The organism is Ruegeria sp. SCP11 (genome assembly GCF_040329455.1).
Classification (GTDB): Bacteria; Pseudomonadota; Alphaproteobacteria; order Rhodobacterales; family Rhodobacteraceae; genus Ruegeria; species Ruegeria atlantica_E.
Genome location: NZ_JBDZYG010000002.1, coordinates 32,041 through 47,564, shown reverse-complemented (window position 1 = coordinate 47,564; position 15,524 = coordinate 32,041). Strand labels below are relative to the sequence as shown.

The 15,524-nt window shown below is 59.3% G+C and carries 13 protein-coding genes; 7 read left to right on the top strand and 6 right to left on the bottom strand.

What is annotated here, in order from left to right; translation table 11 throughout:
- The first annotated feature begins 33 nt into the window (after window positions 1-33).
- Complete coding sequence (locus tag ABLN94_RS03275) at window positions 34-465, top strand: DUF1489 family protein (protein ID WP_170495742.1); 432 nt, start codon at window positions 34-36, stop codon at window positions 463-465.
- Here ABLN94_RS03275 and hisG read toward each other — a convergent pair.
- Genes hisG through hisS form a run of 3 tightly spaced genes read right to left on the bottom strand, consistent with a single transcriptional unit; the run spans window position 462 to window position 3,727 of the window.
- Window positions 462-1,151 carry an ATP phosphoribosyltransferase gene (gene hisG, locus ABLN94_RS03270; RefSeq protein WP_352989109.1) on the bottom strand — a complete coding sequence of 230 codons (690 nt, stop codon included), beginning with the start codon at window positions 1,149-1,151 and terminating at the stop codon, window positions 462-464. The genes ABLN94_RS03275 and hisG overlap by 4 nt on opposite strands.
- Window positions 1,148-2,236, bottom strand: a complete 1,089-nt coding sequence (locus tag ABLN94_RS03265) for an ATP phosphoribosyltransferase regulatory subunit (protein WP_352989106.1) — start codon at window positions 2,234-2,236, stop codon at window positions 1,148-1,150. Before ABLN94_RS03265 ends, hisG begins: the two co-directional genes overlap by 4 nt.
- Window positions 2,237-2,239: 3 nt before the next feature.
- Complete coding sequence (gene hisS, locus ABLN94_RS03260; protein ID WP_352989103.1) at window positions 2,240-3,727, bottom strand: histidine--tRNA ligase; 1,488 nt, start codon at window positions 3,725-3,727, stop codon at window positions 2,240-2,242.
- 127 nt (window positions 3,728-3,854) lie between these two features.
- On the opposite strand from hisS, the gene ABLN94_RS03255 reads away from it, so the two are divergent.
- Together ABLN94_RS03255 and ABLN94_RS03250 are read left to right on the top strand one after the other, a co-directional pair.
- Window positions 3,855-4,049 carry a SlyX family protein gene (locus ABLN94_RS03255; protein ID WP_352989100.1) on the top strand — a complete coding sequence of 65 codons (195 nt, stop codon included), beginning with the start codon at window positions 3,855-3,857 and terminating at the stop codon, window positions 4,047-4,049.
- 10 nt (window positions 4,050-4,059) lie between these two features.
- The gene (locus ABLN94_RS03250) at window positions 4,060-4,746 is read left to right on the top strand and encodes a hypothetical protein (protein WP_352989098.1); all 687 of its coding nucleotides are present in this window, start codon (window positions 4,060-4,062) and stop codon (window positions 4,744-4,746) included.
- Between the two features lie 20 nt (window positions 4,747-4,766).
- Here ABLN94_RS03250 and ABLN94_RS03245 read toward each other — a convergent pair whose 3' ends face one another.
- The 3 genes from ABLN94_RS03245 to dnaE form a co-directional block, all read right to left on the bottom strand.
- Window positions 4,767-5,135 (bottom strand): hypothetical protein, encoded by a 369-nt coding sequence (locus tag ABLN94_RS03245; protein ID WP_352989096.1) that lies wholly within the window; start codon window positions 5,133-5,135, stop codon window positions 4,767-4,769.
- A 5-nt stretch (window positions 5,136-5,140) separates the two neighbouring features.
- Window positions 5,141-5,362 (bottom strand): YMGG-like glycine zipper-containing protein, encoded by a 222-nt coding sequence (locus tag ABLN94_RS03240; RefSeq protein ID WP_352989093.1) that lies wholly within the window; start codon window positions 5,360-5,362, stop codon window positions 5,141-5,143.
- An 85-nt stretch (window positions 5,363-5,447) separates the two neighbouring features.
- A complete protein-coding gene (dnaE, locus tag ABLN94_RS03235) occupies window positions 5,448-8,948 on the bottom strand; it encodes a DNA polymerase III subunit alpha (protein WP_352989090.1) in 3,501 nt (1,166 codons plus the stop codon).
- 343 nt (window positions 8,949-9,291) lie between these two features.
- Here dnaE and xdhA point away from each other — a divergent pair, with 343 nt between their 5' ends.
- From xdhA to ABLN94_RS03215, 4 genes are read left to right on the top strand one after another with little or no spacing between them, the layout of a single operon-like run.
- Entirely contained in the window at window positions 9,292-10,650 is a 1,359-nt protein-coding gene (gene xdhA, locus ABLN94_RS03230) for a xanthine dehydrogenase small subunit (RefSeq protein WP_352989087.1), read from the top strand.
- Window positions 10,647-13,049 (top strand): xanthine dehydrogenase molybdopterin binding subunit, encoded by a 2,403-nt coding sequence (gene xdhB / locus ABLN94_RS03225; protein ID WP_352989085.1) that lies wholly within the window; start codon window positions 10,647-10,649, stop codon window positions 13,047-13,049. Before xdhA ends, xdhB begins: the two co-directional genes overlap by 4 nt.
- On the top strand, window positions 13,049-13,984 hold the full coding sequence (xdhC, locus tag ABLN94_RS03220; RefSeq protein WP_352989082.1) for a xanthine dehydrogenase accessory protein XdhC: 936 nt from the start codon (window positions 13,049-13,051) through the stop codon (window positions 13,982-13,984). The genes xdhB and xdhC overlap by 1 nt, the downstream gene beginning before the upstream one ends.
- A complete protein-coding gene (locus ABLN94_RS03215) occupies window positions 13,981-15,498 on the top strand; it encodes an ABC transporter ATP-binding protein (RefSeq protein WP_352989079.1) in 1,518 nt (505 codons plus the stop codon). Before xdhC ends, ABLN94_RS03215 begins: the two co-directional genes overlap by 4 nt.
- The last annotated feature ends 26 nt before the right edge of the window (window positions 15,499-15,524 follow it).

Genomic DNA, 15,524 nt, shown 5'->3' with positions numbered 1-15,524 from the left:
AGATAGGCCTCGGGACGACTCTGTGGGGAAACTGTGGATAAGTACGTAAACCTCATAAAACTTTCCGTCGGATCGGAAAGCGTCGACACGCTGATCGCGTGGCAGGACAGCCGAAAACCGCTCTATGAGGACGGTTGCCCGCGCCATGTCACACGCATGTGGCCGAAACGCGAAGCCGAGATTCTGAACGGCGGATCAATCTATTGGGTGATCAAGGGCGTGATCCAATGCCGACAGCGCATTCTGCGGCTAGACGAGGTGCGTGGAGAAGACGGCATCCGCCGCTGCGCCATCGTTCTGGACCCAGAGGTTCACCGCACCCAGAACGCTCTGAAACGCCCGTTCCAGGGGTGGCGATATCTGAAGCCCGAGGATACGCCCGCCGACCTGCCCAAAGGACGCGAGCAGGACGATGCCCTGCCCGACGATCTGAATCGCGCGCTGGCCGAGATTGGCGTGCTTTAACTCAAGCGGTCCAGCAAATCAGACAAAACTGCTTTGTCTGCTTCGTCGTATTTCGCAACCCGGCTCCGCCATAGTGTCGCCTGTGATTGCAGGATCAACCCGTCCGACAGAATCTTCAGGTGGTTTGCCCGCAGGGTTTCTCCGGTCGAAGTGATATCGGCAATCGCCTCTGCCGTTTCGTTCATCACAGTGCCCTCGGTTGCACCCTGACTGTCGACCAGAGTGTAATCGGCCACGCCCGCATCGGTCAGGAACTCACGCACCAGACGGTGATACTTGGTTGCAATCCGCAACCGGTGGCCGTGGGTCTTGCGAAAAGCAGCCGCAGCCGCATCCAGATCATCCAGCGAGTCCACGTCGACCCAGCAGGCCGGAGTGGCAATTATCAGGTCGGCCTTTCCGAAACCCAACTGCGAAATCTCTTCCACCTGCTGTTCCCAGCGTGGCAGTTTTTCCTGCACGAGGTCGATCCCGGTGACACCCAGATGAATGCGCCCAGCGGCCAGTTCACGCGGGATTTCTCCGGCAGACAGCAGGATCAGCGAGACTCCGTCGATCCCTTCAACCTTTCCGGCATACTCTCTGTCCGAACCGCTGCGCGACAAAGTGATGCCGCGTTTTTCGAACCAACCGAAGGTTTTCTCCATCAACCGGCCCTTGGAGGGCACGCCCAGTTTCAGGCTCATTGTGCGGCCTCCTCGATTTCCAGCATCAGGTCGGGGCGTAAAACACCACCCACCGCAGGGATCTCAGCACCATTGCCCAATTGCCGGGTCAGCGCGTCATAGCGCCCACCGGTGGCAATCGGAGGCAGATCAGGGCGACCCTCGGCATAAAAACCAAAGACGAATCCGTCATAGTACTCCATTGAGGTTCGGCCATAAGCGGCCTCGAAATCCAGCCGCTCCACGTCGACGCCACGCGCCTGCAACGAGGCCACTCGCTCCTCAAGCCGATCCAATGCCGGGGTGATCTGCGGCAAATCAACCGCCACATCCCGCAACTGTTCCAGCGCGAAAGGCATCGTTTCGCGTACGTTGAGGAGCGTTTCCAGCCCGGCCAGTTCGTTGTCGGAAATCGGCGGTGTATCGCGATCTTCGCGCAGGGCTTCGATCCGAGCTTCAATCTCAGATGCGCGGCGTTTGCCGATCATGGGGGCATCCACGTTCAGGGGGTCTTTGCCATCCAGCAACGTGTCGCGCCCCTCGGGACCGGGTTTGCGACCGGCAAAACGCTCCAGCAATATGCGGAAACGACGCGGGCGCCACAGGTGACGCATCAGCGCCGCTTTTCGGCGATCCGTAGTCTTCAGACCCTGAACCGCAGCGGTCAGAATCCCGATATCGCCGGTTGCTGCGCGCAGCGGCAGGCCACGCAGTTGCAGCGCAAAGAGCGAAAACACCTCGGCATCAGCGCCAGAGGGATCGTCGCGGTCAAAAACCTCATACCCGACCTGAATATACTCGTTGGAACGTTCGGGATCGTGTTCCTGGCGTCGGAAGACCTCACCGGAATAGGTATATCGTGCCGGCTCGGCGCCTTCGGACATGTGCATCTGCACAACGGGCAGAGTGAAATCCGGGCGCAGCATCTGCTCACCACGCAGCGCGTCCGAGGTCACATAGGCGCGGGCACGGATATCCTCTCCATAGAGATCCAGCAGCGTTTCTGCCGATTGCAGCAGCGGCGGATCGACAACCTGCGCACCTGCGGCCTCGAACCGGACGCGCATCATCGCGGCGCGGGCCTGTATCTGGGAACGGTTGGGCATGGCTCAGTCCTGACTGTCCAGAATTTCGCGCACCTTGGCGACCAGATCGCCGCGCGGCACTTCGAACTGGCTGGGGCGTTCTTTCCATTCCTCCAGCGTGGCGCTTTCGGCGATCTTTGCGCCAAGGATCAGGTCCTTGATCTGCACAATCCCATTGGCCTTTTCATCGCCGCCCTCGATCACCGCAATCGGTGAGTTCCGCTTGTCCGCATATTTCAACTGATTGCCAAAGTTCTTGGGGTTGCCCAGATAGACCTCGGCCCGGATGCCCGCATTGCGTAGTTCGGCCACCATCGCCTGATAGTCGGCCATCCGGTCACGATCCATGACGGTAACAACCACAGGGCCTGTCGCTTGAGCGGCGATCCGGCCCTTTTCGCGCAGAGCGGCCAGCAGGCGGTCAACCCCAATGGAGATGCCGGTCGCGGGCACTTCCTGCCCGGTGAAGCGTTTGACCAGATCGTCATAGCGCCCACCGCCCGAGACTGACCCGAACTGCCGCTTGCGGCCTTTCTCGTCAAAAATCTCAAAGGTCAGTTCAGCCTCATAAACCGGCCCGGTGTAGTAACCCAAACCACGAACGACCGAGGGGTCGATCTCAATCCGGTCCGCGCCGTAACCACCCGCATCCAGCAGCGCACCAATCTGTTCCAGCTCTGCAATCCCGTCCGCACCGATCTTGCTGTTACCAACTGCAGCGCGCAAGTTGGCCAACGTCCCGGCGGTATCCGCAGCCTTGGACGTCAGGAACGCGATAACCGGCTCGGCCTGATCATCGCTCAGGCCCACACCGTCGATGAACGCACCCGACGCATCCAAACGACCACTGGTCAGAAGCTCACGCACACCGGCTTCGCCGACCTTGTCGAACTTATCTATGGTCCGCAGAACGTTGTCGCGGGCGGTTACATCCTCGCCCAAGCCCATCGCCTCCAGCACACCGTTCAGAACCTTGCGGTTGTTTACGCGCACCAGATAGTCGCCGCGGGGGATGCCCACGGTTTCCAACGTATCCGACAGCATCGCGCAGATCTCGGCATCGGCGGCCATCGAGGCCGTACCGACCGTATCCGCATCACATTGATAGAACTGGCGATACCGCCCCGGCCCCGGCTTTTCGTTCCGCCAGACCGGACCCATCGCATAGCGACGATAAGGCGTTGGTAGATCGTTGCGATGCTGCGCATAGACGCGGGCCAAAGGCGCGGTCAGATCATAGCGCAGCGCCATCCAATCGCCATTGCCGCCTTCGTCGAATTCCTGCCATGCGAACACCCCCTCATTGGGGCGGTCCACATCGGGAAGGAACTTGCCCAGCGCCTCGACAGTTTCTACTGCGCTGCTTTCCAAGGCATCAAACCCGTAACGATGATAAACGCCCGCGATCGTCCGCAGCATCTCGGTGCGCTGCGTGACTTCCTCGCCGAAATAGTCACGGAACCCTTTCGGCGTAATTGCCTTGGGGCGGGGCTGTTTCTTGGGCTTGGCCATGTGGGGCGTCCTTGGGAGTATCCTTGTTCCGCGCGCGGTCTATCCCATGCCCCGCATCTGGGCAAGGCGCGCTTTCGCTGGCCTTGGCGTCACAGGGTCGCTATGACCGGCACAGAAGGAGACCCCCATGCAGCATCTGGAAGAACAGATCGCCCATCTGACCCGCACGGTCGAAGAACTGAACGCGGTCGTCACCCGCCAGCAGTCCGAGATCGACCGCCTGACACGCCGCGTCGAGATGCTACTGCAGCGCGAGGCCGAACGGGCGCAGGAAGGATCAGGCGGGGTTGTGTTCGGAGACGAACGCCCGCCGCATTATTGAGGTTTGGCCAATGGTAAATGACGTGGACGGCGACCTCTGCGCGTGGATTTCCACAACAGTGAATAATATCAATGCCATACAAGCTGTACTCCGCAAGGAGTACAGCGACTGGCGCTTGAGGCAAACTCCAGAAGTGGTCGAATGGTCCAAGAGGATGGTCAGCGAGTCGGATCTCGGCTGGAAGCGCGGAGAAATCCTGACCAATGAGCAGGTCGGCGACCTTTGGTATTTCAACACACATCCCGAATATTCCCCACCTCCGTTTATCAGTGGAGGCGGCTACCCTCTGGTTTCCGAGTCCGCAAAGGCTGTTCTTGAACGGTTCGATCTGGGAGAAACAGTGTTTCACTCGCTTACACTCATGGACTCAGAAGAAATGCGGCTATCAACAACCGAGCCTTATTTCTTGCTGAATGTGGGCAACAAACGGTCGATGGGCAACTATGAGGCGCTGGGTCCAGAGGGCGGGATCAACACACCTCTCGTTAGTGTCGCCGAAGGGGTTGTCTATTTACCTAATCACCACAAGGAAGACCAACTTGTCATAGCCCCAGAAGCCCTCAACGGCCCGGATATCTGGCTGGACCCGAAAGTCCCTAAACTGCTGTTCCTGTCCGACCGCCTCGTCACTGGCCTAAAATCCACCGGGATGGACAAAGGTTGGGGGCTGGTCCGCTGCGCGGTGGGCATGCTGTAACGCGACCAACCCGCACCCCATCACAACCCCAGCGTCGTTTTCACCGCATTGTCGACCACGCCGCCCAGCAAGGCATCCTTATCCGCGGCGCATCCCTCTGACAGAGCCGCAATGAAGGCTTCGCGCAGCTGGGCTTTTTCCTCGTCCGTGGTCGCATGGTCTTCGATGTTGACCTGACGATTATAGAGCGACAGGGCTGTCATCTTCCCAACAACCTCCACAACAAAGGCTTCGTCCCCATCCGCCTCTTCGGCGATCGAGGCGCAGGTATAATGCATCACAGGCAATGCGTCCTGTACCATCTGTTCAGCCGCGTCATCGGCCATCACTACGCAAGGAGCCGCCAGGACTGCGGCGCAAACGGACATTCTGAGTCTAAAATACCGCATCACCATCACTTCCAGTTGTGACCAATTATGGCACCGGCTACGCCGCCGATCGCAGCACCCTTGCCGTCACCGATCAGCGCGCCGACACCAGCCCCGATCAAAGCGCCTTCAATCGTCTGCTTTTTCTTTTTGTCGTCCTTGTCATCCGCCCATCCGGCAGATGCCAAAGCCAACGACGTCGTTACCGCAATGGCCAGAGTTTTGAATCCAATAGTTGAAATTGCCATAGCTGTGCCCTCCTGTGACACGCCCTAAAACTGGGCATGCACTCAGCCTAGCGATGCAAAAACTCTGTGGCAACAAATGGGAGGGTCAGATTTCCTCGACCAGGGTCACGCCATCCAGGGACTTTATCGCGCCCTTGATCTGCGGGTTGATCGGGAAGTCCTGACCCAGATCCATCTCGACATCGCCCGGCAGGCCAGGATCCAGCAGACAAACGTAAATCGGCCCTTTCGAGGCCCGTTTGGCCGCTCCGGCGGCATCCTCAAGCACCTTGGCGACCGTCGGCAGCACTTCGGGCACATCCACGAAGATGCGCAAACCTGTCGCGCCCGCCTCGGCCACGACTGAATCCACAGGTCCCACCGAGCGGGCCAGCAGTTTCAACTGGTCCGACTCCATCGTTGCCTCGGCAGACAGAACCACCTGCGCGCCGGTTTCCAAAAATTCACGCGATTTCTCCAGCGTTTCCGAAAACAGCGTGACTTCATACGCTCCGGACGGGTCGGACAATTGCGCAAAGGCAAAACGGTTGCCCTTGGCCGATTTCCGTTCCTGCCGCCCCGAGACAACACCGGCCATCTTGGCGATGAACGGACCCGAGCGCGCCTTTTCCGTCACCTCATCCAGCGTCATGACTTTCTTGCGCTTCAACGCAGGCATGTAGTCATCCAGTGGGTGGCCAGAAAGATAGAAGCCTATGGCTTTGAATTCTTCGCTCAGGCGTTCGGCGGGTAGCCAGTCGGGCGTGGGCGACAAACGGGGTTCGGGCAGATCATCCCCTGCCTCACCAAACAGCGACACCTGGTTCGAGTTCTTCTGGTCGTGGATCGCCGCAGAATATTGCACCAAAGGATCAAGGCTTTCGAACACGCGGCGGCGGTTCTTGTCGAGCTGATCAAACGCCCCGGCACGGGCCAGCATTTCCAGCGGGCGCTTGCCGACCTTCTTCAGGTCGACACGACGAGCAAAATCAAAGAGGTTTACGAACGGCTTATCCCCGCGCCCCTCAACCACAAGGTTCATCGCCTCGGCGCCCACGTTTTTCAGCGCGCCCAGCGCATAGACCAACTCGCCGTTCACAACGTCGAAGGTTGCCAGTGAACGGTTCACACAAGGCGGCACATAGGGCAATTCAAGTCCCTTGCGCACCTCTTCGAAATAGACGGCCAGCTTGTCAGTCAGGTGGATATCGCAGTTCATGACGCCAGCCATAAACTCAACCGGGTGGTTCGCCTTCAGCCAACCGGTTTGATAGCTGACAACCGCATAAGCAGCCGCGTGGGATTTGTTGAAGCCGTAGTTGGCGAATTTCTCCAGCAAGTCGAAGACTTCGCTGGCCTTCCTGGCATCTACGCCATTCTCGCCCGCGCCCTTTTCGAATTTGGGGCGCTCGGCGTCCATCGCCTCTTTGATCTTCTTACCCATCGCGCGGCGCAGCAGGTCAGCGCCACCAAGGCTGTACCCAGCCATCACCTGCGCGATCTGCATCACCTGTTCCTGATAGACGATGATGCCCTGCGTTTCCTCAAGGATATGGTCGATCAGAGGGTGGACCGAGGTGATTTTGCGCAACCCGTTCTTGACCTCGCAATAGGTCGGGATGTTTTCCATCGGGCCGGGGCGATAGAGCGCCACGAGGGCAACGATATCCTCGATACACGTCGGCTTCATCCGCTTGAGCGCATCCATCATGCCCGACGATTCCACCTGGAACACGGCCACGGTCTTGGCCGCCGAGTAGAGTTTATACGTCGCCTCATCATCCAGCGGGATGGCGTTGATCTGATTTTCGGCCCCGTCAGCGGGTTCATAAAGCTCGGTGCCATCCGCCGCGATATGAAGCGACCTGCCGGATTTGAAAATAAGGTCCATCGCGTTCTGGATAACGGTCAGGGTCTTTAGGCCGAGAAAGTCGAACTTGACCAGCCCAGCCTGCTCCACCCACTTCATATTGAACTGGGTTGCAGGCATGTCGGAACGAGGGTCCTGATACAGCGGAACCAGCGCATCCAACGGACGATCCCCGATCACAACCCCCGCTGCATGGGTTGACGCGTTCCGCAGCAACCCCTCAACCTGTTGGCCGTAGGTTAACAGACGATCGACGACCTCCTCATTGCGGGCCTCTTCGCGCAGACGTGGCTCATCTTTCAGCGCCTTTTCGATGGAGACGGGTTTCACACCCTCCACCGGGATCATCTTGGACAGACGGTCCACCTGCCCGTATGGCATCTGCAGAACGCGCCCAATATCGCGCACCGCGGCCTTCGACAGCAAGGCACCGAAGGTGATGATCTGCCCCACCTTATCGCGGCCGTATTTCTGTTGCACGTAGCGGATCACCTCTTCGCGGCGATCCATGCAGAAGTCGATATCGAAGTCAGGCATCGAGACCCGCTCGGGGTTCAGGAACCGTTCGAACAGCAGCGAATAGCGTAGCGGGTCAAGGTCGGTGATCGTCAGAGCGTAGGCCACCAGCGAGCCCGCACCCGAACCCCGCCCCGGCCCCACTGGAATGTCGTGGTCCTTAGCCCATTGGATAAAGTCGGCAACGATCAGGAAATAGCCGGGGAAGCCCATACCTTCGATGATGCCCAGCTCGAAATCCAACCGTTCCTGATATTCCTCCGGCGTCACCGCATGCGGGATCACGGCCAGTCGTTTCTGCAAACCCTCATTGGCGATCCGGCGCAGTTCGGCGACCTCATCATCCGCAAATTTCGGCAGAATCGGATCACGGCGATAGGCCATGAAAGCGCAGCGCTTGGCGATCTCGACTGTGTTCTCGATAGCCTCAGGCAGGTCCGCGAACAGGGTCGCCATCTCTTGCTGCGACTTGAAGAAATGTTGCGCGGTCAGGCGGCGGCGGCCATCCTGCTGGTCAACATAGGCACCCTCGGCGATACAGATCAGCGCGTCGTGGGCCTCATACATATCAGAGGTCGGGAAATAGACGTCATTGGTTGCAACCAGCGGCAGGTTCTTGGCGTAGGCCATCTCGACATGGCCGCGTTCGGTCAGGCGTTCCGCCTCGGGTTGACCGCCCTCACCCGGATGGCGTTGCAATTCGACATAGAGGCGGTCTGGGAACATCCCTACCAGCCGATCTACCAGAGCCTCCGCCGCCGGGCGTTGCCCCTGCTGCAAAAGCATCCCAACCGGTCCATCCGGCCCGCCGGTCAGGCAGATTAGGCCGTCCGATCGGTCCGCAAGTTCTTCCAGTGTGACCTGCGGTAGCTGCCCACCTTTGTCGACGTAAAGGCAGGAACTGAGCTTCATCAGGTTCTCGTACCCCACTTCGGACTGCGCCAGCAAAACAAGCGGCGCGGGCATTTTGGGCTTTTCTCCCGGTTGCGCCTTTACATAGGTCAGGTCGACCTGACAGCCCATGATCGGCTGCACCCCGGCCCCGCTGGCGGTCACGGAAAATTCCAAGGCCGAGAACATGCTGTTGGTGTCGGTAACGGCGACGGCGGGCATCTCCATCTTCTCACAAAGACCCGGCAGCTTTTTCAGCCGCACGGCGCCTTCCAGCAAAGAATATTCGGTATGAACGCGGAGGTGAATGAATCGAGGAGTACTGCTCATGCCGCCTACGCTATCTCAGCCAGCAGCGCGGCAAAAGCGGGAACCGACGCTTTTGGATGCTTAAAAAATCAGCTTTGATTATTCGGTTTTTCCAGAAGGTGCTTCGGGGTCGACGGCCAAGCGCCAGAAGAAAACTGTTTAATTTCAATTGTCTGAGCGCTATTATGAACCGGTGTTTTCGCGCCATTCGGATGTAATGATACATCATGTAGGCAGTTTTTCTTGCCAGAGAACCCGCCCAGTTTCTAACATCTGAAGGCAAGCTATTCGCCCGCCACTCTTTCTACGTCGCATCGAAGGAGGGCCACAGGGGCGCAACTAGGTAAGGCGACGGGTTTCTCGAATGAACATCACGTTTCTTCTGAACGGAGAGACAGTAGAGCTGGAGGGTGTGGATCCGACAGCGACCCTACTGGACTGGCTGCGCGAAGATCGTGGACTGTCCGGCACCAAAGAAGGCTGTAACGAGGGCGATTGCGGGGCCTGTACCGTTATGGTGACCGATGACGGCGGGGCCAAAGCCCTGAACTCCTGCATCTTGTTCCTGCCGCAATTGCATGGCAAGGCCGTCCGCACCGTCGAAGGGGCAAGTGGCCCGAATGGCGAAGCGCATCCTGTGCAACAAGCCATGGTTGACCTGCACGGTTCGCAATGCGGTTTCTGCACCCCCGGTTTTGTGATGTCGATGGTGGCCAGTCATGCCAATGGTGCCAGGGACCATGACACCCAGCTTGCGGGCAACCTATGTCGTTGTACCGGCTACGCACCGATTATCCGTGCGGCAAAAGCCGCCGAAGAACAGCCTGTGCCTGCTTGGGTGAAAGACAAGCCGATCGCCGCACAGGCCTCGCCGATGTTGCCCGACTCTTCCGACGAACTGGCCAAATTGTACGCGAAGTACCCCAAAGCTACTCTGATCGCAGGAGCAACCGATGTAGGTCTATGGGTTACAAAGCAGCTGCGCGACCTCGACCCGGTGATTTTCCTAAACCGTTGCGACGACTTGAAAGAGATCACGATCACCGATGACGAACTCCGTTTCGGTGCCATGGTTGATATGAACCGCATGGGAGAAGCGCTAACCGACCTCCATCCCTCATACGCAGAAATGATCCGCCGCTATGCCAGCGTTCAGGTGCGCCATGCGGCCACGGTCGGCGGCAACATCGCCAACGGCTCGCCCATCGGAGACAATCCGCCCGCGCTAATCGCGTTGGACGCGACCTTGCACTTGCGCAAAGGCGACGCGCGGCGGTCTATCCCGCTTGAAGATTTCTTCATCGACTACGGCAAGCAAGACCGCGCACCCGGCGAATTCGTCGAGGCCGTCAGTTTCCCGCGTCAGGCAGACCGGCTAAAGGCATACAAGCTCAGCAAACGCTTCGATCAGGATATCTCGGCCGTCTGCGGATGTTTCAACATCACGATCTCGAATGGCACCGTTTCTCAGGCACGCATCGCCTTTGGCGGCATGGCAGGTATCCCGAAACGGGCTTCAAACGTTGAGGCCGCTCTGAACGGCAAACCATGGACACGCGAGACCGTTGATGCAGCACTGCCAGCTTTTGCAGACGACTTCACCCCAATGACGGACATGCGCGCCTCGGCCACGTACCGGTTGGAGACGGCCAAAGCGATGCTGGAACGCTACTTCTTTGAGGATCAGGGCGAGGTCACCAACGTGCTGGAGGTGTCAGCATGAGCGTGACCAAACCCCTACCCCACGACGCAGCACCCCTGCATGTGTCAGGCACTGCCCGCTATGTCGACGACATCCCGACGCCAAAAGGCACGTTGCATCTGGCCTTCGGCCTGAGCCCGATTGCCAAAGGCAAGATCAACGAGATGGACTTGTCGGCTGTGAAGGCCGCCGAAGGCGTCGTCATGGTAATGACCGCGGACGACCTGCCCTTTGCTAACGATGTCTCGCCCTCGATCCATGACGAGCCACTGCTGTCCGACGGCACGGTTCACTATATCGGCCAGCCCGTGTTTTTGGTTGTCGCCACCAGTCATCTGGCCGCACGCAAAGCAGTGCGTCTGGGCAAGATCGACTACGTCGAAGAGACTCCGATCCTGACGGTCGAAGAGGCGCTCGCCGCTGACAGCCGGTTCGAGGACGGCCCCCGCATCTATGCCAAGGGCGACGCGGACGCTGCGATCAAGAGTTCGGCCCATGTTATCGAAGGTACGTTCGAGCTTGGCGGGCAGGAGCATTTCTATCTGGAAGGTCAGGCCGCACTGGCTGTGCCGAACGAAGGTGCGGACATGTTAGTGCACAGCTCGACTCAGCACCCAACTGAAATTCAGCACAAGGTGGCGGATGCTTTGGGCGTTCCCATGCACGCCGTACGGGTCGAAACCCGCCGGATGGGCGGCGGCTTTGGCGGTAAGGAAAGCCAAGGTAACGCTCTGGCAGTCAGCTGCGCCATCGCTGCGCGTGCAACCGGCAAGGCCTGCAAGATGCGCTATGACCGCGACGATGACATGATCATCACCGGCAAGCGCCATGCATTCCGCATTTCATACAAGGCCGGTTTCGACGAAAACGGCCACATTCAGGGCGTCTCGTTCCACCAGTACGCGATCTGCGGTTGGGCGCAGGACCTGTCCCTGCCTGTGGCGGACCGCGCAATGCTGCATTCGGACAATGCCTATCTGCTGCCAAACGCACGGATAGAAAGCCACCGGCTTAAGACCAATACCCAATCCGCCACTGCCTATCGCGGTTTTGGCGGCCCGCAGGGTATGGTCGGTATCGAACGTGTGATGGACCATGCAGCCTACGAACTGGGATTGGACCCAGTCGAGCTGCGCCGCCGCAATTACTATGAACCCGCGCATAAAGTTGCCGAGGCTGAACCGGCAGAGAAGCCGCTGGGCCACCCTGATCCGCATGAAGACCTCACCAGCCGGGGCGCGGTTGAGACCGGCAACGCCCCTGTGCGCCCCTTGCCCGCAGGTGGCAATACCACCCCTTACGGCATGGAGGTCAGCGATTTCGAACTGCACGGCATGACCGAAGCACTCCTGAAATCGAGCGATTATGCCGCGCGCAAGGCGGCGATCAAAATATGGAATGCCGAGAACAAAGTGGTCAAGAAAGGCATCGCCTTCTCTCCGGTCAAGTTCGGCATTTCCTTCACGCTGACCCACCTCAATCAGGCGGGTGCGCTGGTGCATGTGTATCAGGACGGCTCGGTCCACCTGAACCACGGTGGCACCGAGATGGGCCAGGGTCTGTTCCAGAAGGTTGCGCAGGTTGCGGCCTCTCGCTTTGGTATCCCGCTGGAGATGGTGAAGATCACCGCGACCGATACGGCCAAGGTGCCGAATACATCGGCCACTGCGGCGTCCTCTGGCAGTGATCTGAACGGCATGGCGGTGAAAGCCGCTTGCGACACGATCCGCGACCGGATGGCCGACTATTTGGCCGAACGGCACCAGGCCGACCCGTCGTCCGTCACTTTCTCGGATGGCCATGTCTCGGTCGGAGAAGAACGATACACATTCGCCGAGGCCGCCGCGCTGGCCTATCAGGGCCGGATCAGCCTGTCGGCCACAGGGTTCTATAAGACTCCCAAGATCGAATGGGATCGGATCAAAGGCCGGGGCCGTCCTTTCTTCTATTTCGCCTATGGCGTATCGATCACCGAAGTCGCCGTAGATACCCTGACCGGCGAGAACCGTATCCTGCGCACAGATATCCTGCACGATGCAGGTGCCTCGCTGAACCCGGCGCTGGATATCGGGCAAGTCGAAGGTGGTTACGTGCAAGGCGCAGGCTGGCTGACGACCGAAGAATTGGTTTGGGACGGCAAAGGTAATCTGCTTACACACGCGCCCTCGACCTACAAGATTCCCGCGTGTTCGGACCGGCCCGACATCTTCAACGTCGCGCTCTGGGACGGCGAGAACCGAGAGGACACGATCTATCGCTCGAAAGCGGTGGGCGAGCCGCCCTTCATGCTGGGCATCTCGGCATGGCTCGCCCTGTCTAATGCCGTGGCGGCCTGTGGCGACAGCTATCCGGCGCTGGATGCACCCGCCACAGCCGAGGAAATCTGGAACGGCATCCAAAGGGTAAAGGGAGGAACCTGATGGGATTTGATCGAGAGGCTTTGAGGGAGGCGGTCAAAACCCACGGTAAAGTCACCCGGGTGGTCATCGCTGCGATCAAGGGGTCGTCCCCGCGCGAGGTCGGCGCGGCGATGATGGTTTGGAAGGACGGGCAAAGCGGCACAATTGGAGGCGGCACGCTGGAATATCAGGCGGCTGAGGCCGCGCGATCTCAGACCATGCCATCCCGCCTGACACATCACGCTCTTGGACCTGACATGGGGCAGTGCTGCGGCGGCGCGGTCTCGCTATTTAGCGAGGTCTATGACCAAAAAGCCATCGACGCGCTGGACGATACCCTCATCGCACGTCCGACTGCCGGCGAAGATATGCCCCTGTCAGTCAAACGCCTGCTGGCAGCCGCGCGTGGTCAGGGCATCGCGCCCGAACCGCAACTGGTCGACGGCTGGATGGTAGAGCCGGTGCATAAACCTACCCGCAACTTGTGGATCTGGGGCGCGGGCCATGTTGGTCGCGCATTGGTGGATGTTCTCTCTCCGCTGCCCGATTTTGCAATCACCTGGGTCGATACTGGTCCTGCACGGTTTCCGAATTCGGTTCCAGCCGGCGTGACAACAGTTCCAACCGCCAAGCCGGCCGAACTGGTACGCCATGCTCCACCCGATGCCGAGCATCTTGTGCTTACTTATTCACACAATCTGGATTTAGAACTGTGCAACCGGCTGCTTTCGCACGATTTCCGCTTTGCTGGCCTGATCGGCTCGGCTACGAAATGGGCGCGATTCCGGTCGCGGCTGGCGGCCTTTGGGTATTCTCCCGAACGGATTAGCCGGATCACCTGTCCAATCGGCGATCCGTCGCTGGGCAAACACCCGCAGATGATCGCCGTTGGCGTCGCCGCGCATCTCTTGCGCCCGGCCCGGCAGAACGACTTGAAGAAGGACCTGAGCGCGTGACCACTCCACTACTAAGCTTGCAAGGGCTGACCAAAGCCTATCCCGGCGTCGTGGCCAATGATCAGGTGTCCTTTGACATTGGCGAAGGCGAAGTTCACGCCCTGCTGGGCGAAAACGGCGCGGGGAAATCCACGCTGGTGAAAATGATTTACGGGCTGGTGAAACCCGACAGCGGCACGATGTTGCTGCGCGGCCAGTCCTTTGCACCACCCGAACCGCGCGCCGCGCGGGCTGATGGGATCGCAATGGTTTTCCAACACTTCTCGCTGTTCGACGCGCTGAACGTGGCCGAGAACATCGCTTTGGGGATGGAGAACCCGCCCCCGATGGGTGATTTGGCCTCGCGCATTCGGGAAGTGTCCGAGACCTACGGCCTGCCGCTGGATCCTTTTCGAACAGTCGGTGATCTGTCTGCCGGTGAGCGCCAACGGGTCGAGATCATTAGATGCCTGTTGCAGGACCCCAAGCTGTTGATCATGGACGAGCCGACCTCGGTTCTGACACCGCAAGAAGTCGATATCCTATTTGAAACGCTGAATAAATTACGGTCCGAGGGCACCTCGATCCTGTATATCTCGCACAAACTGGAAGAAATCCGAACCCTCTGCGACCATGCTACGATCCTGCGCCTGGGCAAGAATGTTGGCGAATGCGTGCCCGCCGAGACCTCGGCACGGGACATGGCTGAGATGATGGTGGGCTCGACCCTGCAAACGCCAGAACGTTCGGGCCGTGAGTTCGGTGAGGTCGCTCTAGATGTCAGTGGTCTGTCGGTACCGTCGCCATCGGAATTCGGGACTGCCTTAAAGAACGTCCACATGGCCGTCCGCAAGGGCGAGGTTCTGGGCATCGGAGGCGTGGCAGGGAATGGTCAGGACGAATTGCTGGGCGTTTTGTCAGGCGAAATTCCGACGGCTGCGGACGCGATCAAGTTCAACGGCCAAGCGATTGGCAAACTCGGCCCGACAGCGCGCCGCAAGCTTGGCGTGCTGACCGCGCCCGAGGAACGGTTGGGCCATGCTGCGGCCCCCGATATGAGCCTGACCGAAAACGCGTTGCTGACCGGTTCGGTCCGCGAAGGGTTGGAAAACAACGGCTTTCTAAAATGGTCGGAAACCAAAAACTTTGCCGAGAAGATCATCAGCGCATTCGACGTCCGCACACCAGGGCCTGAGAATGCTGCACGGTCGCTGTCGGGTGGCAACCTGCAGAAATTCGTGATTGGACGCGAGGTGCTGCAGAATCCGGATGTTCTGGTGGTCAACCAGCCCACATGGGGCGTCGATGCGGCTGCGGCGGCCTCGATCCGGCAGGCTATTCTGGATCTTGCGGCCAAGGGAACTGCGGTCGTCTGCATCAGCCAGGACTTGGACGAGTTGATGGAAATCTCGGACAGTTTTGCGGCCCTGAACGAAGGGCGGCTAAGTGCGCCGCGCCCAACCATTGGCCTGACGGTTGACGAGATCGGTCTGATGATGGGCGGCGCCCATGGCATGGAGGTGGCGCATGTGTAATCCGTCGCGTCGCCTTCGGCGAAAGT

Excerpts from the sequence above, each read along its gene's own strand:
- hisG (WP_352989109.1), bottom strand. The coding sequence starts at position 1,151 with ATGAGCCTGAAACTGGGCGTGCCCTCCAAGGGCCGGTTGATGGAGAAA.
- ABLN94_RS03265 (WP_352989106.1), bottom strand. The coding sequence starts at position 2,236 with ATGCCCAACCGTTCCCAGATACAGGCCCGCGCCGCGATGATGCGCGTC.
- hisS (WP_352989103.1), bottom strand. The coding sequence starts at position 3,727 with ATGGCCAAGCCCAAGAAACAGCCCCGCCCCAAGGCAATTACGCCGAAA.
- ABLN94_RS03255 (WP_352989100.1), top strand. The coding sequence starts at position 3,855 with ATGCAGCATCTGGAAGAACAGATCGCCCATCTGACCCGCACGGTCGAA.
- ABLN94_RS03250 (WP_352989098.1), top strand. The coding sequence starts at position 4,060 with ATGGTAAATGACGTGGACGGCGACCTCTGCGCGTGGATTTCCACAACA.
- ABLN94_RS03245 (WP_352989096.1), bottom strand. The coding sequence starts at position 5,135 with ATGCGGTATTTTAGACTCAGAATGTCCGTTTGCGCCGCAGTCCTGGCG.
- ABLN94_RS03240 (WP_352989093.1), bottom strand. The coding sequence starts at position 5,362 with ATGGCAATTTCAACTATTGGATTCAAAACTCTGGCCATTGCGGTAACG.
- dnaE (WP_352989090.1), bottom strand. The coding sequence starts at position 8,948 with ATGAGCAGTACTCCTCGATTCATTCACCTCCGCGTTCATACCGAATAT.
- xdhA (WP_352989087.1), top strand. The coding sequence starts at position 9,292 with ATGAACATCACGTTTCTTCTGAACGGAGAGACAGTAGAGCTGGAGGGT.
- xdhB (WP_352989085.1), top strand. The coding sequence starts at position 10,647 with ATGAGCGTGACCAAACCCCTACCCCACGACGCAGCACCCCTGCATGTG.
- xdhC (WP_352989082.1), top strand. The coding sequence starts at position 13,049 with ATGGGATTTGATCGAGAGGCTTTGAGGGAGGCGGTCAAAACCCACGGT.